Source organism: Candidatus Uabimicrobium helgolandensis (genome assembly GCF_041508025.1).
Lineage (GTDB): Bacteria > Planctomycetota > Uabimicrobiia > Uabimicrobiales > Uabimicrobiaceae > Uabimicrobium > Uabimicrobium helgolandensis.
Window position 1 is genome coordinate 15,052 of sequence record NZ_CP165719.1, and the last position, 22,196, is coordinate 37,247.

The window sequence follows — 22,196 nt, forward strand, 5'->3', positions numbered from 1 at the left end:
AAGGTGTTGACCTTTGGTTCTGTGGTAAATGGAGGAAAAAAATGAATATATTTTTAAATTATTTATTTATTGCAATTATAATAGTAGGTTGTACGCCTTATGGCTCTCCCAAAGAAGAGGTAAAGCCTGTAAAAGAATATCGCGAGGAGCTTACAACTGAGTATGTAGAACGAATAGAAAAAGAAAAGAAAGAAACTACAGAAGCAAATAGAACATTGAAACCAAAAGTGAAAAAAGCAAAATATGAAGATCCGTTAATTAATATTCATGAATTGTGGTGGTATAAACAAGTAAGAGGCAAAAAAGGCGAAAAAACTAAATCTATTGTTTTAAAAGATTTATATTTGAAAACTTTGAGCCACTCAAATCAAGTGAAAGTATTTGCTGATATTCCAGTTATTCGTAGTACCGGAATCCAAGACGCTGAAGGTGAGTTTGACCCGGTTGTTTACGCTGAAGGTGGCTATAACCGTGTCAATGAGCCTGTGGGGAATGTTTTGAAGACAGGTAATGACAATGACTTTAAGGAAAACGAGTTATATTTTGAAGCAGGTGTTAAGAAAAAGTTTTCTCCAGGTACGCAGTTGCATATTGGTGAAAAACTACAGCGTATACAAAATAACTCAGAATTTACAGATCCTAATGCTCAATCCATAGCTACTTTGTCTGTAAGCATTATTCAGCCTTTACTTCGCGGTGCAGGTATTGAGTACAATGAAAGTTTATATCGTTTAGCACAAATTGATTCGCAAATAGCAGAGAAAGAATTTAAACGGCAATTGGAGACACATCTCTTAGAGGTAACAAGAGCATATTGGGGGCTTTATCTCACACAAATAGGTTTGATGTTGCGGCAAACAATGTTAGAGAATATAGAAAAAATCCATCGTGAAATGAAAGAACGCAGTAATTTTGATGCTTTGGAAAGTGAAATTTATCATACAGAAGCAGCTTTAGCATTTCATCGCGCTCGTATTATACGAGCAGAAACTGCTGTGAAGAATGCCCAAGATAGACTTCTTGCCTTAGTTAATGATCCGCAATATGTTAATCAAGCAATAAGTGATTTAGCTCTTCTTGATATTCCTTTTACTAAGTGGGCTGATGTTGATTTAAACAATTCGTTATTGTTGTCGATTAAAAATCGTCCAGAACTAGAGCAAGCGTATTTACAAATACGTTCTTCAACAATTCGTTTGAATATGACAAAAAATGAGCTACTGCCAATTTTAGATGGTATAGTCGAGTTTGCTTTTACAGGGCTGCGTGCTGATAATGACATTGGAGGAGCCTTTAGTGACCAGTTTGCTGGAGGAGATCCTGGAGCTAGATTTGGATTTCGTTTTGAGTATCCTATATGGAACAGAAAAGCGCGCGCTAGGCACACTAGGCGTCAAGTAGAGAAGCGTCAGTTGATCAATCAATTTAAAACAACAGTAGAAAATGTACTTTTTGAAGTAAAAGTTTCTATTCGAGAGGTAGAAACTGCTTACCAAGAGTTTTTAGCTAGGCAAAAAGCTTTTATTGCAGCTCAAAAAGAAATTGATGCTCTTAAGAAGCGTCGTGTACTAGAGACTATATTACAAGACAGCAAAGGTGTTAGTAGTTTCTTGCAAGCATTACTTCAATCACAAAATAATCACCTAGAAACACAGTTTCAACTAGTAAAGTCTATGATTGACTATAATCTAGCGATAACTAATCTAAAACGTTCAGAAGGAACTTTTCTTGCATTTGAGAAAATCGAAAATGTGATTGAAGAGGACGAAAATGGCTTACCTGTGTGGCGCACAATACTACGTGATTATGAAAATAAATACGGAGTGCATACGAAATAATCTATTGATATTTAACAATGCTAAATATTGTAAGATGCGCTTAAACTAAGCGGAAGTGTAGGGCGGTATTATGCCCTACACCTTTAAATTGACTCAGAATTAAAAATAGCATTACTAACTATGATTGTCTGCTTTTGGATTGTGTAGTCTTTCTGTTTTTTGGTTGGCTAACTTTTGAGGTTGTTTTAGGCTTTTTTGGACTTCTTCTATATGAGATATTAATTCATCAACGCAATTGTGTCTGAGTTTTAGTTCTTTGCTCATCATTTTTTGTACTAACTGCGAGATATTGTTAGAAAGTGTTTTATTTTTTTGGCGTGGGTCTGGTGTTGAAAACAAACGTTTTTGCATGACGTCTATAGGTGTTTCACCGTCAAATGGAACGCTACCAGTAAGCATATGAAAGAGTGTTGCGCCTAGGCAATATATATCGCTGCGAATATCAATTTCACTTTGATATATTTGTTCAGGTGACATGTAGTAAGGTGTTCCCAGGACAACTCCTACTGTTGTAAGAGAACATGGACGCTCTGTAGTTTTTAGTATACCAAAGTCAATTAATTTTGTGGTACCGTCTTTTGTGACTAAGATGTGTTCTGGTTTTATGTCGCGGTGAACGAGACCTTTTGCCTCCATGTATTTTAAAGCATATGATATAGATTTGATCGTTTCCAATGAGTATTTAGGAGACAATTGTTGGTTATGGTCGATCATTTCCATTACGGAAGTTCCAGAGATGTATTCCATGACAATATAACATATTTTGCTGCTTTGGAAATAATCGTAGCCTTTTATTAGATTTGGGTGATCTAGTTTTGCTATGGTTTCTGCTTCCTGTAAAAACCGCATCGCGTCTTTCACATTGGAGCTGTATTCTGGAGACAGTACTTTAACCACCACTTTTTTTGCTGTTATATTTTCACTTGCAACATAAGTGATTGACATCCCTCCACGGGCCATCACCGATTCAATAGTGTATGAATTTCCTTTTGTTCCTGGTATAACAGTATTGCGTGGAATCTCGCTGCTTTCAGGAAGCTGCTTTATATCACCTATCTCTTTTTCTAGTTGCTTTATTTTAGTTTCCAGACTAACAAGTGTTGACTGTGCTTCTTTTACCTCTTTTTCTTTTGAATTAACTTGAGAAACGAATTTCTGGCGATTGAGACGCACAGAACTATGCTGAATTTTTGAATTTTTGAATTGGAGCCATACACGAATCAGATTAACTAGCATTTCTGCTGTTATTGGTTTGGCAATAAAGTCATCTCCATATTGCATTGCTTCGAACTGTTTTTGGGTCTTAGTTTCTGAAGATATAAAAATAATAGGAGTATTTGTGTGTTCGCGAAATTCTCGTATTTCTCTTGCAATATTAATTGCATCATCATCATCAAAATGAAAATCTATTAAAATAATGTCTGGATTGAAGTTAGCAACAGATTTTATCGCTTGTATTTGATCTGTAGCAGCTTCAGTTTTTAATCCAAAAGTTTTCAATAACAAAGAATAAAATGTTGCACAAGCTGTATCGCTATCTATGACTAATATTTTAGGGATTTGCTTATTTGTAGGGCAAAGTTCTGCTACTGCTTGTTCTAGTTTCTTACTATCAAGAGGACGAGTTAGTGCTAAGCTACCTATTTTAGCTATTTTAAGCTGTAGACTAAAATCGCTACTATCGATGATAAAAATAGTTGGAATGTTGCAGTTTTCTACTATTTTGCTTTTGACTATTTTTTCTGCAATTGGGAAGTCAATATTTGGATTTTTTATGTCTATAATAATGCATCGAGGAATACTAGACTCTAGCGCATTAAAAAAACTTTTTTCTTCGTGAAATAGTCTATTATGAGAAAGCAATTCAAATTGCGGAATTTCTTGGTTATTTTGGTAGATAAAAATTTCAGTGTAGTCATCATATTCTACTGGTTGGTAGTTTTCAACATGGATATCTTTGATTTCGTTTATGTTGATATCTACTTCTTCTTTAATTTCGTTGATGTATATTGTTATTTGTTTTTTTTGTTGAATAGTACATTTTCCAATGTTAGAGATTTGTTCAAAGAGATTAGTTAAATCTTTGATTTGGTTATTTAATCCACGATATCCAAAAATTTTGCAATTTTCTTTTATCCCTATAAATTGTTTTTGTACTTCACCCCACTCTTCTTGTTTCCAATCACTTTGGTATATCTCTTGCCACAAATGCTCTATTTCTGAAATAGCTTTTGGTAGTTGCTTTAGAAAGGAGTGGGATAACTTTAATAGTTGCTTGTTGAAATTAATTGTCATTTGCTACACTTCTAAAATTATAAGAATTTGGAATATTCGGATATTGCTTTGTACTTAGATGTATGATTAATTAAAATTTTGCTTTGATTGTTTTATACGGCTATTTAACTTTATTGGTCTTTGTAATAATTACTCCAAAAACTACGATTGTGATAAGTGCTAAAGTTAGTATAAAAGCATTATTTTTCCACCATGGCTTTATTTTTTTATTTTCTATGTCTACTTCTACAGGAGCTATTGATATATCAATATATTTATATTTTTTTTGTTGTGGATGAAAATAACAAAAATAAGGGTGTACAGCGACAAGCCCTTTTTTTATGTACTCTAATTGTATGTTTATATCTCTTTTGACTTGAAGTTCTTCATTTGATAAATATTGTGTCGGGCTTAAATTTATTGACTTTACTTTGAAAAAATCACTTTTTTGTAGAAACGTGTTGGTGATAGTTTCTAAGTTTCCTTTCCCTGATATTGAAAGGATAAGTTGAGTCAAGCTATTATTTTTCCAACGAGCAGTAGCTGAAAAATGTCCTACAGCACCTATAAAATTACTAGGGGCATTAGGCAATGAGATTACTTTAAGTGTTAAACTTGATGTTGCTAAAGGAAAGGCAACTGGTTTTGCACCAAAGTCTTTGTTTAAAGGATTTTTTCTAAAAAAATCATCGTTAAAGTCTTTATCTTCACCGAATTCTTTATCAAAAAGATTTTTTGATTCGGTTGTAAAGGTATAAACTTCAAATTTTTCCAAACCAATATTTATTTTCTTAGAGTCTGTAGGAATTATTATTAAGTTGTTCGATATTTTTTTGTAGATAAAGACTTCTTGGCGTTCTAGGGCCTGTATTTGTTGTTCTAGGTTTCTATTGTAGTAAGATGTTGATTTTTTCAGCGCAAATGACAGACGTTCAATTTTTGTATCGTACGGGCAATAAAAATCGAGTTTTATTGGACAAACTTGACCTTGATAAACTTCAAAAAAGAGTGGTTGGAGTTGCGCAAAAAATCTAGGGAAGTTTTCGCTTTGTTGTTGTACTACTTCTAAATTTATAGGCGCTTGAGTATAAAGTTTCTTTTCTCCTTTACACTGTATATTGACTATACTAGCTAACCCTATTTTTTGCGGTTGCAATTTGTAGATATATTTTATAACGGTACTTTGTTTATTGGTTATAATTTCTGTTGTTACAATTGTTTGCGGTTTCGATGTTTGTTTCAAATTTGTTAAAGAAAATGAAGGTATATATTTCTCTTTGCCGCTTACTATTATAGTCAAGATAACTTGATCTTTTTCGTTGACTTTTTGTTTATCTACACCAGCCCACATTTCAGGTTGCGAGTATAGCACGTTAATCATTATAAGTACTATAATGAGTTTTTTCCATAGTTTACTGTATGTGTAGCGCGATATAAAAATGTACAGTTTGTTAATACACGTAATGAGTAAAAAAGAAAGATAAAATGCGTATGCAAATTGCATTGGAAAAGGAATGAGCAAAGAAAAACAAAAAAAAGATGCTGTAATAATTAGTAGTAAATGTTGAAGATAGTTTTGAAAAGGTTGTTTACGGTATTTATTGGTTATTTTATTTTTGCAACTTTGGGTATCTACAGAAAGAGGTATTTTTTTTAATAGAGTATTAGAGTACTTTTTGTGCGTATATTTTACTTCGCGTTCTGGAATATTTAGCATAAAGGCTATCTTTTCTGTAGAAGGGTACAGTTCTCTAAGTAGTAAGCAAATCTTGTGATTTTCTGGAATACAAGTTAATAGCTGTAATTCTTTGTGTGGCGCAACCTGTTTCTCCAATATAATATTATGACACATTTTATTGGTTTGGACTTGTATCCATTTGAGAAAACACACTTTGTTTTTGAAATTATTAAGATTATTGTAAGTGCGAAAAAATACTTCTTCTGTTACTTTTTGTGCTAACGTATTATCGTGTAGCTTTGTTAGGGCTAGTAAATAGATAACTGGAGAATAAATATCTATAAGGTAATAATAGGCTGTGATTACACCTTTTTGCGAGTAATGAATAGCTGTTTGAACCCTGTTCATTCATTTTTTAGCTTTTTATTTGCAACACTTTTTTGAAATGCTATTTTTTTAGCTTCTTTGTGAGTAATGAAGAACTTAGGATTTTGCCCCAGTAAAAAACTTACTAGTAGTTCTTTTTTCTCTTTTTCATTAGGCAATTCATCTAAATAAAGCATTATTAATTTTTGTTGGCTTTTTGAAAAACGTATGATAATAAGTTCAAGTGTTTCATTTTCACGTTGTATGACAGACAAGTAAGAAGAGGTTAGTATTCTATTAAATGAGTGCTCTTCTTTATCGTGTCCAATAATTTGTAGTATGATTTCTATATGCTCGGCGATGATTGCGTTCAGTTGAGAGATAAAATCTGATAGCTCTGAATGCAATAACGGTTGTTCCCCTTGCTGTATTTTTTTTAGGCGGCTAAATAGTAAATCCCAGTCTTCTTTAGGAATGTTTTTTGTTAATTCTCGTGTTGGGGGATGTACTACTGCTTCCGAAACAGGTTCTACTTGTGCTTTTTTTAGAACTTCTGATATTTTTTTTATAGAAACTTGTAGACTAGCAAGCTTTTTACGCTCTTCTGCTCCAAGCACATTTTTGGTTTTTTCTGCTTCAACAAAGATACTTTCTGCTCCAACAGGATATTCTCTTTTTTTTATTATGTTGAAGTTTTGTTTGTCAGTGAGCATGTCGAATTTGCTAGGCTTTACTTCATTGTTTTTTTGTAGCTTTCCCTGAAGTTCTTTTTTGATTCTTTGCCAGCGTAATTTTTGTTCATTATTATTTTCAGAGACCACTGATAGACCTTTCTAAAAATGTTAGCTAAGGCACTTTATTACGCGTTTTTTTGTAAAGTACCTTGGTGATCACCAAAAGTTAGTCCCAGTAAATTTACTTATTTTGATGAAGTAAAGCGTTCTATTATAATATAATATATATAATTTTACAAAATTTATTGATAATGGTTAGGTATGTGACCAAAATAAAATGTCCCAATTACGGTGAAGTTTTGTATTTTAGCTAGGTATTATAAATGTAGTACAACCGTAGTTTTATTAGATTATTTTGTCTACATCCCTTGTAAAAAACATCGCCTAGTTAGGATTGTATTATGATTAAATGGTTATTTTTGTTGTATATAGTTGGAACTTTTACTTTTGCTGAAATAATTACCTTAAAAGATGGCACTGTTTTGCATGGAGTGGTATTGCAATACTCTGAAGAAGATTTTATTTTAAAAACATTTGATAAAAAAGAGTTTACAATAAAATGGGCTTTTCTTCACAAAATCAATAAACAAAAACTTCAGAAAAAATTAGGGTTAGCAACTGATACTCCTAAAATTAGTTTGACTAAAGGAGTTGTTCTTTATTTACGCAATGGTGCAACTTTGAAAGGTCGCCTTTTATCTAAGGGATCATCGATAACTGTAAAAACAAAAAATGGTGATATTTCTGTTCCTCGAAATAATGTTTTGAACATTGAAAAACAAAAAATAGAGATTACTGATGTATACTCTATTAATGAGATTTATAGTAGAGAGCAAAAAAAATATAATTTTGATGACGCTGATGAACAATGGAAATTGGCTAATTTTTTAGTAGCAGTTGGCGCTGTAGAGCAAGCGAAGAAACATTTTGAACGCGCGCAGGAGTTATCTCCTGATTATGCTGAAAAATCAAAAGATTTAGCTGGCACATTTGATAAGTTTTCAGAAGAACAGGCAGAACAGAAGGCTTATCGTAAATATCAATTATATTTGCGTGCAGGGCGATATGGAGATGCGAGGTCTGCTTTGGAAGAGCTACGCGCTTATAAGACAAAAGAAGAGATAGATGATTATTTAAAAAGAATTTCTCAGTCAGAACAGTCTTACTACAAAAAAAGTATAGCACCGCTATTTTTTCGTAGAATTTCTTCTGAGATTACTTCTTTAAGTTTAGATCGTAAAAGTACTTTGGAAGTGGTAAAAGAAAAATTACTCAACGAAACATATAGTAAAATCATGAAAGAAATTGCAGAGAAGTACGCTGTTTCTGAAACTGAGGTAGAGAATTTTTTACAAAAACGTGGGAAAGATAATCTTGAACGTTATAATTTTGGCCGTGGCACCTTTGTTGTGGGGTTGGGGCGCGATACTGAACGGGTTGAAAATTTTGATAAAATTCAATCTTTTTTTAAGGCAAGAAGAGTTGCTGTTTCTTCTCAGAAGATTAGTGAAGAAGATTGGTGGAAAAAAGAGTCTTCTTCGCAGAAAAGAGAGTGGCTACATGCTTTCTTCTATTTAAATAAACTACAGATTGAAAAAGAACAGTGGAAAATTTGTCCACAGTGTGCTGCAAAAGGTTTTGTTAAATCGGGTAGAAGGAATCTTCTTTGTCCTTCTTGTCAAGGAGTAAAATTCGAAAGAGTTGTTGCTGTAAGCAAGCGATAATTTAAGTAAAATTATAAACCTTTCTAGACATTTAACAATTTTCTGTCATAATGTGACGACAATTAGGGCGTGTCCCTGTTATATAATTATGGAAACTTAGTGGTAAGAGTATGCAGATTTATGATTGGATAACTAACTATATATATAGAAAACAAAAAATAAGTGAGCAGGTATACACTTCTACAACAAAAATAGTTGGCCGAGAGACAGAACTAGGTGTTATTAATAAGTCTTTTGAAAAAGCGTCTAATAACAACGGTGGTATTTGTGTTGTAAGTGGAGAGCCTGGATATGGTAAAACTTTTTTGTTGGAACATTTTTTCCAGAATAACTTGTTAAAAGAAAAAACAATTCTTTTGAGATATAGTTGTTGTGACTCTATTTCTCAACACATTGCTTTTGAACCTTTGATTAAAATGCTTTGTTCCCCGCCTAAAAAATTACTGCAGTTAAATGTTGATTTACCAACACCTAATTTTTTCAAATCTAATGAGAATTTAAAAACGCTGTATTTTAAAATATCTTCTTTGTTTAAAAAAATCTCTCATCAGAAAACAATGGTTTTGTGCATTGATAATGCTCATTACTGTGATAAAAGTACACTCGATTTCTTTAAGTTTTTCTCACGGGAAATAGGCGAAGTACCAATACAAATTATATTGTGCTTCGATGGCAAGAGAAGAAATGATTTTGATAATGCACAAGAGATTCACTTGGATCGTTTTTATGATTCTTTTGCCATAAATTACTTACACTGTCGTTTTTTCCCGAATACATTTTCTCATGAATTTGTTCAGAAGTTTGTGAGTGTAACTCGCGGAGTTCCTTTTTTATGGGATGAGTTGGCAACTTTGTTTGTTGATGAAAACACTATTGGAATAAAAAATGGAGTGTGGATAGTCAAAAGAGAAGTAGAGTCTATCTATTTTCCTGAAGATACAAAAGAAATACTACAAGAACGTTTGCGTCTAAAAATAAGAAAAAATCGCACTCGATTTTTACATGCTGCGAGCGCAATTGGGAAGATGTTTTTCTATAGTGCTGCTGAAAAAATTTCCTCTACTTTGAGTAAAAAGTCTTACCACAAAGAAAATGATATTGTTAGTCGTTTACCCGAAGAAATTATGCATCGTTTTTCTGATGTTGGTGGTGAATATTATCAGTTTAAAAATACTTTGTGGCAACAATTCATACAGAATCAACTTGATGAAACAGAGGTTAAAAAAATACACCAGTTGGCGCTAGGTGTTTTTCGCAGATATTCCGGGTCTGTAAAAGCATATTTACCGCAACTTATTTATCACAGTGATAAAGCAGAAGAATTCTCTTTATTTACTAAGTATTGTTATCTCGCTGCAAAAGAAGAGAAAAAAAAACTTGCGTATATAAATGCTATTTTCTTTTGTCGAGAAGCATTACCACACCTTGATCAAGAAGAAGACCTTCGTGAAAAATGCAAAATTTTGCTTTGTTTGTCCGCTTGTTTACTCAAAGAAGATAAGTTGGTTGAAGCAAAAGTTCATTTACTGCAAATTATAAATAAGTGTAATGAGGAAGACAACCACTACATAAATGCTTTATTTTTACTTGCAGATGTAGAACGAATAGAAGAGAACGAGGAACAAGCTCGTAGTTATCTTCATGAGATTGTATATAGCAAATCGAGTACACCTGAGCAAAAAATTATTGCAATTAATAGGGGGGTTCAGCTTCATTTACGGCAAAAAGAGTGGCAAACGGCGCTCGAAATGCTGCAATACGGGGAAGATATTGCAAAAGAGTTGGAAGATAATAGGTTCTTAGGAGCGGTGCTGTATAATTTTGCAAAATGTTTATTACAAAAAGGAGATCTACAAGTTGCTTTTGATGCATACCATCGGTGCATCAATCTTTATGAGAAAGACAATAATTTAGTTGCTCTTGTTCAGTGCTATAACTTTGTAGCGCATATATATAGTTTACAGGGTCTTATAAACAACAGCATTGAATTTTATGAAAAAACAATGAGTTTACTGGATCAAATCGATGCTAAGGAACAAAGAGTAAAGGTGGAACTAGACTTCGCTCAAGTATTATTGCAAAGACGTTTTTATAAACGTAGCGAGAGTTTGCTAAACAATAGTTATAAGTATTACAAAAGCGCTAAAAATATGAGTAAGGTTGCTATGGTACTTTGTCTTCAGGGAAGACTTTATGTGGAAATGGGGAATTTTCGTTTAGCAAGAGAAAAGTTAGAAGAATCCATTGAAATAAATCGCGTACATCGCGACATTGTTAGTCAAGCAATGTGCGTTGAAAATATTGGTATTTTCTTCTTGCACAAAGGGCAGTGGGAAAAAGCAAAGCCTAAGTTTGAAAAATCAGCACTTATTTGGGAAGCTGCTGGAATGCGCAAGAAACAAGTTGTTACTTTGAATTCCTTGGGCGATTGTTATTGGTATCAAAAAGAAAATGATAAGGCGTTAAGTTATTTTTATAAAAGTCTTACTATTAGTGAAAATGTATTTCCTGATCATGAAGCTCAGACTTTGAACAAATTAGCTAAAGTTTTTTGCTTTGAGTGTGATTGGGAAAAAGCTCATCAGAGTTTAGAAACAAGTATTGCAATTCAAACTAAACTTGGTGTGTTGCTTGAAAGGTGTCGTACGTATACGATACTTGGAGATTTATACTTAAAGCAAGGAAACTTTACCGATGCAGAAGTGCAATATCGAAGTAGCTATGAAATTCATAGTGGACTAAACGATAATAATGGAAAAGCGCAGGATCTTTTGCACATAGGAAGAATGCACTTAGCTGCAAATCGCATTGATGATGCAATGGCTGAATTTAATGAAAGTTTGCGTTTGTACACAGAAGAAGAGAATCTGGAAATGCAAGCAATGTTACACGAACAGCTAGCCAGAGGATTTCGTAAAATGAAAGACTTTGACCAAGCAAACATTATGCTAAACAAAGCGCTTCAGTTGAAAAAAGATTTACCTGAATGGAAAATGGCAGATACTTATTACGATTTAGGACGTTGTGCCCTATTTTCCGAAGATTTACAAGACTCTATTTCTTACTTTCACAAAGGGTTAGAGTTATACCAAAAAATTCATGATCGCTATAACATTTCCAAAATTTTAAACAACATTGGAGAAGTGTTAATTCGCCAAGGATATTATTTGTTGGCAATGGAACATTTTGCGCAAAGTTATATCCTAAAAGAAAATATGCAGGATGTAGAAGGTTTAGCTTACACTCACATGCATATTGGTCGCGTTTATATGCGTTTGAATCGCATGGATAAGGCAACGGAGAATTTTGAGAAATCGGTGGTTCATTGGAAAATACTTGGACATGATGAATATGTTGCAGAACTTAGTTATCAACTAGGTGAGTTGTATGAACGTGAAGCGCAAATTGATCAAGCGCGCAATAATTTTATGCGAGCATATCATTTTTTCAAAAATATTAATCGTAAACGTTTAGCAATTATTGACCAAAAGTTAGAAGAGTTGGAATAAAATGTCAACAATTGAATATGCAAAAGAAATATTACGGGCAGAAGCAGAAGCTGTATTGGGTGTTATGCCTCTTATTGATGAAAATTTCACAAAAGCTGTTTCTTTGATTTTGACTTGCGAAGGTCGCATTGTTGTTTCTGGTATGGGAAAGTCTGGAATAATTGGTGAAAAGTTGTCTGCTACTTTGGCTTCAACAGGTACTCCCTCGTTATCTCTGCATCCAGCAGAAGCAATTCATGGTGATTTAGGGCGCGTTGTTCAAAAAGATATTGTGATTGCTATTTCTAATGGCGGAGAAACAGCCGAAATTATACGCTTGTTACCATTATTAAAAAAAATAGGGGCAAAAGTAATTGCAGTTACAGGAAAACCTAACTCGACGCTAAGCAGTAATAGTGATTTAACACTTACTATCGGAAAAATTAGTGAAACATGCCCTTTAGGACTAGCTCCTACAGCAAGTACCACCGCAATGCTAGCTCTTGGAGATGCTTTAGCAATGTGTGTGTCTAAGCAGCGTAATTTTACGCGCGAAGAGTATGCCTTGTATCATCCAGGTGGAAGCCTTGGAAAACGATTGATGACCGTTGCTGAAGTAATGAGGGTAGGTAAAAATAATCCCGTAATTGGCGCAGATCGCAGTGTAAAAGAAGCAATCATGACGATCACTTCCGCTCGCGCTGGTGCTGTGACAATCGTCGATGAGAACCAATATATATTGGGTATTTTTACAGATGGAGACCTGCGTCGCCATTTGAAAAAAAGTGTTGATTTAGAACAAACGTGTGTAGGGGAGGTGATGACAGAAAAACCTTTCACTATAGATTCTGCAATGCTTGTAGAGGAAGCATATCGTTTATTAAAAGAAAAAAAAATAGATGAACTTCCTATTGTTGATGAAGAAAAGAAGTGCGTGGGAATGTTGGATGTTCAAGATTTGTTAGAAATTGTGTAAGGCAATCCTAAATTCAGGAGATATTTATGAAGATGTATCATGTGTTGTTGTTTGTTGTTGTGTTCTTGATTTGCGCTTGTGATTCGCGTGCTTCAAAGGGAAGTTTAACAGAGTATGAAAAACAAGGAAAAAGTGTTTTTCGTTTTACCAATTCGCAAGAACCTGCAACTCTTGATTTGTCGAAAGCAACAGGAGTTTATGAAAATCGTATCCTCAATTTGATGTTTGAAGGTTTGATTCGCTACGGAGATGAAGGAAAGTACTCTGAACTAGGAGTAGCAGAAAAATACGATGTTAAAGATGAAGGGAAGACCTATGTTTTTTCATTGCGAAAAAATGTTAAATGGTCAGATGGCGAACCAGTAACAGCACATAACTTTGTTGCGGCATACCAAAGAATTCTTAATCCTGCTACAGCAGCACAATATGCCTATATGCTTTATGATATTGTAAACGCAGAGGACATCAATAAGGGCAAGGAAAAAGATTTGAACAATCTTGGTGCAAAGGCTTTAGATGATTATACTTTAGAATTAAAGTTAAGGCAAGCTGTTCCATATTTTATTGATTTATTAACTCATTATACTTTTTATCCTGTGCCTCATCACGTTATCGAAAAGCACGCAGATCGTTGGACTGATACTGAAAATATTGTTGGTAATGGTGCCTTTGTATTAAAGAAGCGCGTTATGAATAGCGAAATGGTGTTTGAAAGAAATGAGCATTATTGGGAAAAAGATAGAGTCAAATTAGATATGATATTTGCTTTTACTACAAGCGACCAAGAAACACAACTTCGTATGTTTCAAAGTGGTATGGTTGACTGGGTTAGTAGTCCTGTTGCTAAGAGTGCTTATCCTAATATTACAAAAAACAGTGAGTGGATGGCACCTCCATATCTAGGAACTTACTTCTTTAATTTTAACACTACGAGGAAACCTTTTGATGATCCGCGCGTACGTCGCGCATTGAGTTTGGCGATTGACCGAAAAATTATAGCAGAGAAGATAGCTTTAGCGGGACAAGTACCCGCATATCACTATGTTCCAAAAGGAATAGCTAATTATACCTCTGAGTATCAATTAGAAGAAAATTTACAAGAAGCGAAAAAGCTTCTCGCTGAGGCTGGATATCCAGAAGGTAAAAATTTTCCTGAGTTTACGATTCTTTACAATACAAATGAAGACAACAAGAAGATCTGTTTAGTTATTCAGAATATGTGGGCAAAAAATTTAGGTTTGCCGGTTAAAATTGAAAATAATGAATGGAAAACGTACATTGACAGGATGAAAAAAATAAACTACGATGTGATTCGTCGTGGTTGGATTGCTGATTACAACGATGCCTTTAACTTTATGGAATTGTTCATGAAGGATGGCGGTAACAACAACTGTGGTTGGAGTAACGCTGAGCATGATGAACTCGTTACTAAGACAAAGACGGAAACTGATGTAAAGAAACGCGCTGAGTTGTTCCGAAAGGCCGAGAAAATTCTCCTAGAAGAAAGTCCAGTGATGCCAATTTATTTTTATGTGGCTGATCAAATGATTAAACCATATGTTCGCGGATTTTATCCACGAGTAGAAGGTAACGACCACGGACAAACAGATATTAAGAATGGTAAATTTAATGTAGCGGACAATCATCCAATTACACGTATATGGATTGATATGGAAGCTAAGAAAAAGTATTTGGGTATAGGAGATAAATAAACAATGCAACTTGTGATTACATTATGTGCTATTTTCTGTTTGCTCTTGACTGGCTGTCCAGGGAAAAAAACTTCTCGTACTATGCCGGATGATGAAGGAAAAATGGTATTACGCGTTTTAAATGGTGCTGAAGCAGCAAGTTTAGATCCTGTCAAACGCGAAGGAACACCTGGTACAAATATTTTAGGTAATGTATTTGAAGGGCTACTACGCGTTGACAACAAAACAGGGGGCTATTTACCTGGAGTTGCAGAAACTTGGGAAATTTCAGAAGATGGTCGCGTGTATACGTTTTTTTTGCGCAGAGATTCCAAATGGTCAGATGGAGTTAAAGTGACAGCGCACGACGTTGTTGCAACATACCGCCGCGCGCTCAATCCTATTACTGAATCGCGTAATGCTAGCCTATATTTTATAATAAAAAATGCTAAATCTGTTTTAGAAAAAGAGAAAAAGCCTGAAGAGCTAGGGGTGTATGCTGCAGATGATTACACTTTAAAAATTGAGCTAGAAAATCCCGCAGGTTATTTTTTGAGTTTACTAACGCTTGTGCCTTTCTACATAACGCCAAACCACGTTATTGAAGAGCATGGTAGTAATTGGACAGATCTCAATCATATTGTTTCCAATGGACCGTTTAAATTTTCTTTACGCCGTAGAAATGATCGCACAGAAGTTGTTAAAAATGAGCAATATTGGGGAAAAGATGAGGTAAAATTAGATAAAATTATCTTTTTTACTACAGATAACGGTAATACGCGTTTACGCTTGTTTAAAGCATGTGAAGCAGATTTTCACGTTAGCGGTCTAGAATCTTCAGCATATCCTAATATTAAAAAAAATCCTGAATGGGTCGCGGCACCGCGTTTAGGTATTTATTATTATATTTTTAATACCAAAGAAGCACCTCTAGATAATCCTAAGGTGCGTAAAGCGATTTCTTTGGCTGTTGACCGAAAGGTTTTAACGCAAGTACTTGGTGCTGGACAAGTTCCTGCGTATTATATTATCCCTCCGCGTACCAATAACTATCAAGCAGATGCAAAGTTAGAAGAAAATATTGAAAAAGCTAAGCTTCTTTTGAAAGAGGCTGGTTACGGTGAAGGAAAAGATTTTCCTACACTTACTATTTTATATAACACTAGCGATGATCATCGTAAGGTAGCACTTTTCATTAGCGATATGGTTAAAAAGAATTTAGGGATTAATATTAAAATAGAAAACGCCGAATGGAAAACATATCTTGATCGACGTAAGCATGGTAACTACCATATTGCTCGCGCTGGATGGATTGGTGACTACAACGATGCGGATACTTTTTTAGAATTACTGGCTGGAGATAGTGAAAATAACGATACATTTTGGAAAAATGCAGCTTATGATGAGTTGTTTGCTGAAACGCGTCGCTTAAGTGATCCAGCAAAACGTTTGAAGGTAATGCAGAAAGCAGAGGCTCTAGCTTTAGATGAAATGCCTCTTATGCCTATTTACTTTTACATCGCTGACACATTAGTAAAACCTTACGTAAAGAATATTTATCCGAGCAATAAGTCAGATGTAGAGCAAGGATTTTATGATTTGCAAGCTCGCGCTACTTTACGTGATGTATATATCGACATGGAAGAAAAGAAAAAATATTTCACAAATGATTAGTGTTCTGTAATATTGATTGTATTACTAATACATTAAGATCAGAGTACTAGAATAGTTTTTTGTGAAAAAAATCACTAAACGGAGAATTTTATGTTTCGATACATTGTGAAACGCGTACTTGGAATTATACCAGTATTGCTTGTCATTATTACCATTACTTTTTTTCTAGTGCGTTTTGCGCCTGGTGGACCTTTTTCGTCTGAAAAACAATTACCAGATGAGATTATTAAAAATCTTGAGAAAAAATTTCATATGGACCAATCACTTCCTGTCCAATATTTGTATTATTTAGCCATGATCTCTGGAGGAGATCTCGGGCCTTCTATGAAGTACCACAATAAAAGTGTTAATGATATTATCGGCGAAACTTTTCCTGTGTCTTTACGAATAGGCTTTCTTGCAATGCTGATTGCTATTTTCATAGGAACAACAGTCGGGTTTATCGCGGCATTGCATCATAATTCTACTATTGATTACATGTGTATGAGCTTTGCGATACTTGGAATCTCGGTTCCCAATATGGTACTTGGACCTATTTTAGCGGTGTTTTTTGGAGTGTACTTAGGGTGGTTGCCCGTTGCTAACTGGGGAGGATATAGTCACTATGTTTTGCCTGTTACGACATTGTCTTGCTATTATATTGCGATTGTTGCGCGTATCTCTCGTGGTAGTATGCTTGAAGTTATCAATCAAGATTATATCAAAACCGCAAGAAGCAAGGGACTTAGCAATTGGACGATTGTTACACGTCATGCAATAAAAGGTGCACTTTTACCTATTATTTCCTACTGCGGACCTGCTTCTGCATTTATCATAACGGGCTCTATTGTGATTGAGCAGATTTTTGGTATTCCTGGAGTTGGGCGACATTTTATCATGGGTGCAATTGACCGCGATTATACAATGGTAATGGGAACGGTAATACTAGTGAGTTTACTTGTAATGTGTTTTAATTTACTTGCAGACATAGCATATTGTTTAGTCGATCCGCGAATTAATTTACATGAAGAGAAATAACATGGAACAAAAACAACAAATAAAAAAATCAGCAAGTGATAGTGGACTTAGTTTGTGGAAAGATGCTTGGAGACGTTTACTTAAGAATAAAATGGCTGTATTTTCGATGATTGTTCTGGGAATTATGGTTGCGATGTGCGTATTAGCACCATATATTTCAAGCCATGATTTTGATGCTATTGACTATTCTGCTATTCAAAAAGAACCTTCTAGCGAACACATTTTGGGAACAGATGATATTGGCCGTGATATGTTTACGCGTATCTTGTATGGTGGACGTATTTCTCTTAAGATAGCTATCATGTGTACTTTTATTAGTTTATCTATTGGAATTACATTTGGAGCCATAGCAGCGTATGCTGGTGGTCGCGTTGACAATATTATGATGCGTTTTGTCGATATTATGTATAGTTTACCGTATATGTTTCTTGTTATTATACTTATGACGGTATTTGGCAAAAATGAAACTATTTTATTTATGGCTATCGGAGCGGTTAGTTGGTTAACAATGGCACGTATTGTTCGCGGCCAAATACTTTCTCTCAAGGCCAAGGAATTCGTTGAAGCAGCACGCTCTTATGGCGCTTCACACGCCACTATTATTTTTAAACACTTAATTCCAAATGCGTTTGGTACAGTAATTGTATACACGACAATAACAATACCGCGCGTAATTTTAGTGGAATCTTTTTTGAGTTTCTTAGGCTTAGGTATACAAGAACCAAATCCTAGTTGGGGATCTCTATGTAGTCATGGGGCAAAAATGATGGAAGTTGCACCATGGATGATTATATTTCCTGGTTTAGCACTCTCTATCACATTGTTCTGTATGAACTTTTTAGGTGATGGTTTACGCGACGCACTAGACCCAAAGATGAAGTGAGGTAGCACTTATGAGCGGAAAAGTAGTACTTGAAGTCAAAAACTTGCAAACTACCTTTAAGACAGATGAAGGTATTGTGCATGCTAATAATGGTATTTCTTATACTATCCATGAAAGTGAAATTATTGGCATGGTAGGAGAGAGTGGTAGTGGAAAAAGTGTTTCATGTCTTTCGATAATGGGCCTTATTCCTATGCCTCCTGGTCGCGTTGTTGCGGATAAGTTGGAATTTTACGGTGAGTCACTTTTGAACAAAAATGGCGAGTTGAATCAGAAAAAGCTAAATAAATTACGTGGTCACGATATCACTATGATTTTTCAAGACCCAATGACCTCATTAAATCCGTTTCTGACGGTAAAAACGCAAATGATTGAAGCTGTAATGCTTCATAAAAACTTGTCAAAAGAGGCAGCGATTAATTTAGCCGTGGAGAAGCTAGACCTTGTAGGTATTGCTGATGCGCGAAATCGCCTTGATAGTTATCCTCATGAGTTCTCAGGTGGTATGCGTCAACGAGTGATGATTGCAATGGCGCTTATGTGTGATCCCAAGCTTTTGATTGCAGATGAACCTACAACTGCACTTGATGTGACAATCCAAGCACAAATTTTAGAATTACTAAAAGAGCTAAACGAGAAGTTGAAAATGTCAATTATTTTCATCACACACGATTTGGGAGTTATTGCTGGACTTAGTCACAAAGTTTTTGTTATGTACGGTGGAACTATTGTTGAGAGTGGTCCAACAGATTTACTTTTTGCGAAAACAGGGCATCCATATACCCAAGGGTTGTTAAACTCTATACCTAAATTGCATGAAAAACAGGAACGGCTTACAACAATTGAAGGATCTCCTCCATATCTACTACAGAAACCTGATTTTTGTCCTTTTCATGCGCGTTGCCCAAAAAAGAAAGATGAATGTTTACAAGGGCTTCCAGGGTACGTAATTCTGGATGAAGAACGAGAGCACAAAGCAGCGTGTGTTTTGTATAAATCTTGACGTATAGAGGTTTGAGTTATGACACAAAATAAAGAGTTAATACTACAAGTAAAAGACTTGCATGTAGAGTTCGATGTTAGTAAAGGTGGAGGGCTTTTTTCCAAAAAGCGCACGATCTTAAAAGCGGTGAATGGAGTAAGCTTCGATCTTTACAAAGGCGAGACACTTGGTCTTGTTGGCGAGAGTGGTTGTGGCAAATCTACAACAGCACGAAATATAATCCAGTTACATCGTCCTAAATCTGGCGCAGTTATTTTTAAAGGTGAAGATCTTACAAAGCTCACAGATAAAGAACTAAACGAACATCGCAGTGAGATTCAAATGGTGTTTCAAGATCCATATGCTTCTCTTGACCCACGTATGACTGTTGGAGAGGTAATTGCGGAACCAGCTAAGATTTTTCGCCTTTACAAAAATAAGAAAGAATTAAATGAAGCAGTAGTACAAATGATGGAAAGAGTTGGTCTAGAACCGCGATTTCGCAATCGTTATCCACATGCTTTTTCAGGTGGACAACGCCAAAGAATAGGTATTGCTCGCGCGTTGATTTCTTCGCCTAAGATTATTCTTGCTGATGAACCTGTTTCAGCTTTAGATGTTTCTATTCAAGCTCAAGTACTTAATTTATTTGCAGATTTACAAAAAGAATATGACCTAACATATGTTTTTATTGCTCACGATTTAAGTGTGGTAAAACACATGTGTACAAGAATAGCGGTTATGTACTTAGGCAATATTGTTGAATTAGCTCCTACTGATGAATACTTCAACGAAAAGCCTCGTCACCCTTATACCGAGGCTTTGATTTCAGCGGTTAATGTGCCTGACCCTGAAATAGAAAAAACTCGGAAACGCGTGGTTCTAAAAGGTGAAGTTCCTAGTCCACTTAATCCACCATCGGGATGTCCTTTCCGTACACGTTGTTCTAAAGCACAAGAGAAGTGCAGTACGGAAAAACCATCGTTACAAGAATCGAAACCAGGTCACTACACAGCGTGTTTTTTCCCAAATGAATAGTAATATAAAAAATAAAAATATTGTACTTGGAGTTACAGGAAGTATTGCTTGTTATAAAAGTGTGATGCTTGCTAGTTTACTTGTACAACAAGGTGCTAATGTCGATGTTATTATGACTCCATCAGCACAAAAGTTTATTCAGCCAGCTACATTTCGTGCGATAACACGTCGAGATGTAGTTACTGATTTTTTTGATGCAAATTCACCTTTAGGTTTAGATCATATCTCACTAGCGCAAAAAGATGCGGTAATTGTGGCCCCGGCAACAGCAAATACAATAGCAAAAATGGCCCATGGTTTTAGCGACGATCCTTTGACTTGTACGGTATTAGCAACAACAGGACCTGTGATTATTGCTCCTGCAATGGAAACACATATGTATCAGAATTTTATTGTTCAAGAAAATATTCAAAAACTCAAAGAGAATGGATTTATTATTCTTGGGCCAGAAAAAGGTTATTTAGCTTCTGGCGATATAGGTGTTGGGCGTATGACAGAGCCGGATGAAATTCTTGAGCATCTAAATGTAGTTTTCGGAGAAAACGGTGACTTTTCTCGCCTTCGCGTTTTGGTTACTGCGGGAGGAACCCAAGAAAAAATTGATGCAGTTCGTTTCTTGGCAAATCGTTCGTCAGGTAAAATGGGTTATGCTGTTGCTACCGCTGCTAGAGATCGTGGTGCTAAAGTTACTTTGATTACAACGCCAACCAATTTAGAAGTACCTAAAGGAGTTGATACTGTTTTTGTAGATACAGCGCTTGATATGTGTCAAGAAGTAAAATCGCACTGCGCAAAGAATGATGTTCTCGTTATGGCAGCAGCTGTTGCTGATTGGCGTGCTCAAAAATCAGTAGAGCACAAAATGAAAAAAGGTAAACAGCAAGTTTGGAACTTAGAAATGATACGCAATCCTGATATTTTGACAGAGATTATCAATGAAGATCTTTTCAAAGTGGGTTTTGCGGCAGAAACAGAAGATATTATTGAAAATGCTTTGCAAAAATTAATATCTAAAAAATTAAATTTAATTGTCGCTAATGATATCTCCGGTGAAAATACTACGTTTAATAGCGATGAAAATGAAGTTTATATCATTACCAGGGAAAAAGGTAAAAAATTACCTTTGATGTCTAAGAAAGATGTGGCAAATAAGATATTAGACAAAATAAAACAATTACTTGCCAAGTAGGATAATCATTATGAAAAAATATACAGTATTATTTCTTATTTTGGGGTGTATTTTATTTGCAGAAGATAAAAAGGACCCTTTTGAGTTTTCTGCTCCTGAAGATTGGCGTCCAGAGAGAATTTTCTTTCCTCTTAGCTTTGCTCCAGATATAAAATATAAAGGTTTCGAAGAGTTGCGTTTTGCTCCAGGGATGTTTAAGCCAGAAACAGAAGATTATTTTTGTTATGTATTCTTTTTCTGGATAGAAGAAAAAATTTCTATTGACAAAAAAGAAGTACATAAGATTTTACTCGCATATTATAAAGGACTTTGTAAAGCAGTTGCAGATAAAAGAAAGCTAAAACTAAATTTTGATACTATCAAGGTGTCTGTAAAGGATGATGAGAAGTCTAAAGGTAAATTTTATGTAGTTGTTGATTGGTATGATCCTTTCGTTACAGGAGAAAAACTTTCTTTACATATGGATATTAACTTTTTTTATAGCAAAGATGAAACAAAATCAATTCTTTTTGCCTGCGTTTCTCCTAAATTTCCTACAAAGGAGAACAAAACATGGGCGACTATGTATGATATTCGCGATTCTTTTAAGTTAAAGTCTGTCGAGAAACTTGAGAAAAGTTCTACTCCAGGTAAGAATTAGTTAA

15 protein-coding genes are annotated in these 22,196 nt (G+C 34.9%); 12 read left to right on the forward strand and 3 right to left on the reverse strand.

All coding sequences use genetic code 11. The features are described 5' to 3' along the window. The first annotated feature begins 41 nt into the window (after nucleotides 1–41). Entirely contained in the window at nucleotides 42–1,838 is a 1,797-nt protein-coding gene (locus UABHE_RS00035; protein ID WP_372368056.1) for a TolC family protein, read from the forward strand. Nucleotides 1,839–1,952: 114 nt separating this feature from the next. Here UABHE_RS00035 and UABHE_RS00040 read toward each other — a convergent pair whose 3' ends face one another. The 3 genes from UABHE_RS00040 to UABHE_RS00050 all read right to left on the reverse strand — a co-directional run bounded on the left by UABHE_RS00040 (nucleotide 1,953) and on the right by UABHE_RS00050 (nucleotide 6,977). Then, entirely contained in the window at nucleotides 1,953–4,133 is a 2,181-nt protein-coding gene (locus UABHE_RS00040; protein WP_372368057.1) for a protein kinase, read from the reverse strand. A gap of 100 nt (nucleotides 4,134–4,233) precedes the next feature. After that, complete coding sequence (locus UABHE_RS00045; RefSeq protein ID WP_372368058.1) at nucleotides 4,234–6,198, reverse strand: BatD family protein; 1,965 nt, start codon at nucleotides 6,196–6,198, stop codon at nucleotides 4,234–4,236. Then, a complete protein-coding gene (locus UABHE_RS00050; RefSeq protein ID WP_372368059.1) occupies nucleotides 6,195–6,977 on the reverse strand; it encodes a hypothetical protein in 783 nt (260 codons plus the stop codon). The genes UABHE_RS00045 and UABHE_RS00050 overlap by 4 nt, the downstream gene beginning before the upstream one ends. 314 nt (nucleotides 6,978–7,291) lie before the next feature. Between UABHE_RS00050 and UABHE_RS00055 the strand changes: the two genes are divergently transcribed. The 11 genes from UABHE_RS00055 (at nucleotide 7,292) to UABHE_RS00105 (ending at nucleotide 22,192) form a co-directional block, all read left to right on the forward strand. After that, nucleotides 7,292–8,614 carry a hypothetical protein gene (locus UABHE_RS00055; protein ID WP_372368060.1) on the forward strand — a complete coding sequence of 441 codons (1,323 nt, stop codon included), beginning with the start codon at nucleotides 7,292–7,294 and terminating at the stop codon, nucleotides 8,612–8,614. Nucleotides 8,615–8,724: 110 nt separating this feature from the next. Continuing rightward, entirely contained in the window at nucleotides 8,725–12,123 is a 3,399-nt protein-coding gene (locus UABHE_RS00060; protein ID WP_372368061.1) for a tetratricopeptide repeat protein, read from the forward strand. A gap of 1 nt (nucleotide 12,124) precedes the next feature. Next, nucleotides 12,125–13,078: an SIS domain-containing protein gene (locus tag UABHE_RS00065; RefSeq protein ID WP_372368062.1), complete on the forward strand. Its 954-nt coding sequence runs from the start codon at nucleotides 12,125–12,127 to the stop codon at nucleotides 13,076–13,078. Between the two features lie 26 nt (nucleotides 13,079–13,104). Continuing rightward, nucleotides 13,105–14,790 (forward strand): peptide ABC transporter substrate-binding protein, encoded by a 1,686-nt coding sequence (locus tag UABHE_RS00070; RefSeq protein ID WP_372368063.1) that lies wholly within the window; start codon nucleotides 13,105–13,107, stop codon nucleotides 14,788–14,790. A gap of 3 nt (nucleotides 14,791–14,793) precedes the next feature. Continuing rightward, a complete protein-coding gene (locus UABHE_RS00075) occupies nucleotides 14,794–16,443 on the forward strand; it encodes a peptide ABC transporter substrate-binding protein (protein ID WP_372368064.1) in 1,650 nt (549 codons plus the stop codon). A 90-nt stretch (nucleotides 16,444–16,533) separates the two neighbouring features. Next, on the forward strand, nucleotides 16,534–17,460 hold the full coding sequence (locus UABHE_RS00080; RefSeq protein ID WP_372368065.1) for an ABC transporter permease: 927 nt from the start codon (nucleotides 16,534–16,536) through the stop codon (nucleotides 17,458–17,460). 1 nt (nucleotide 17,461) lies between these two features. After that, complete coding sequence (locus tag UABHE_RS00085; protein ID WP_372368066.1) at nucleotides 17,462–18,343, forward strand: ABC transporter permease; 882 nt, start codon at nucleotides 17,462–17,464, stop codon at nucleotides 18,341–18,343. Nucleotides 18,344–18,353: 10 nt separating this feature from the next. Next, on the forward strand, nucleotides 18,354–19,346 hold the full coding sequence (locus UABHE_RS00090; RefSeq protein WP_372368067.1) for an ABC transporter ATP-binding protein: 993 nt from the start codon (nucleotides 18,354–18,356) through the stop codon (nucleotides 19,344–19,346). 18 nt (nucleotides 19,347–19,364) lie between these two features. Further along, nucleotides 19,365–20,363 (forward strand): ABC transporter ATP-binding protein, encoded by a 999-nt coding sequence (locus UABHE_RS00095; RefSeq protein ID WP_372368068.1) that lies wholly within the window; start codon nucleotides 19,365–19,367, stop codon nucleotides 20,361–20,363. Continuing rightward, nucleotides 20,356–21,552, forward strand: a complete 1,197-nt coding sequence (gene coaBC / locus UABHE_RS00100; protein ID WP_372368069.1) for a bifunctional phosphopantothenoylcysteine decarboxylase/phosphopantothenate--cysteine ligase CoaBC — start codon at nucleotides 20,356–20,358, stop codon at nucleotides 21,550–21,552. Before UABHE_RS00095 ends, coaBC begins: the two co-directional genes overlap by 8 nt. Before the next feature lie 10 nt (nucleotides 21,553–21,562). Beyond that, nucleotides 21,563–22,192: a hypothetical protein gene (locus UABHE_RS00105; protein ID WP_372368070.1), complete on the forward strand. Its 630-nt coding sequence runs from the start codon at nucleotides 21,563–21,565 to the stop codon at nucleotides 22,190–22,192. Nucleotides 22,193–22,196: the final 4 nt, after the last annotated feature.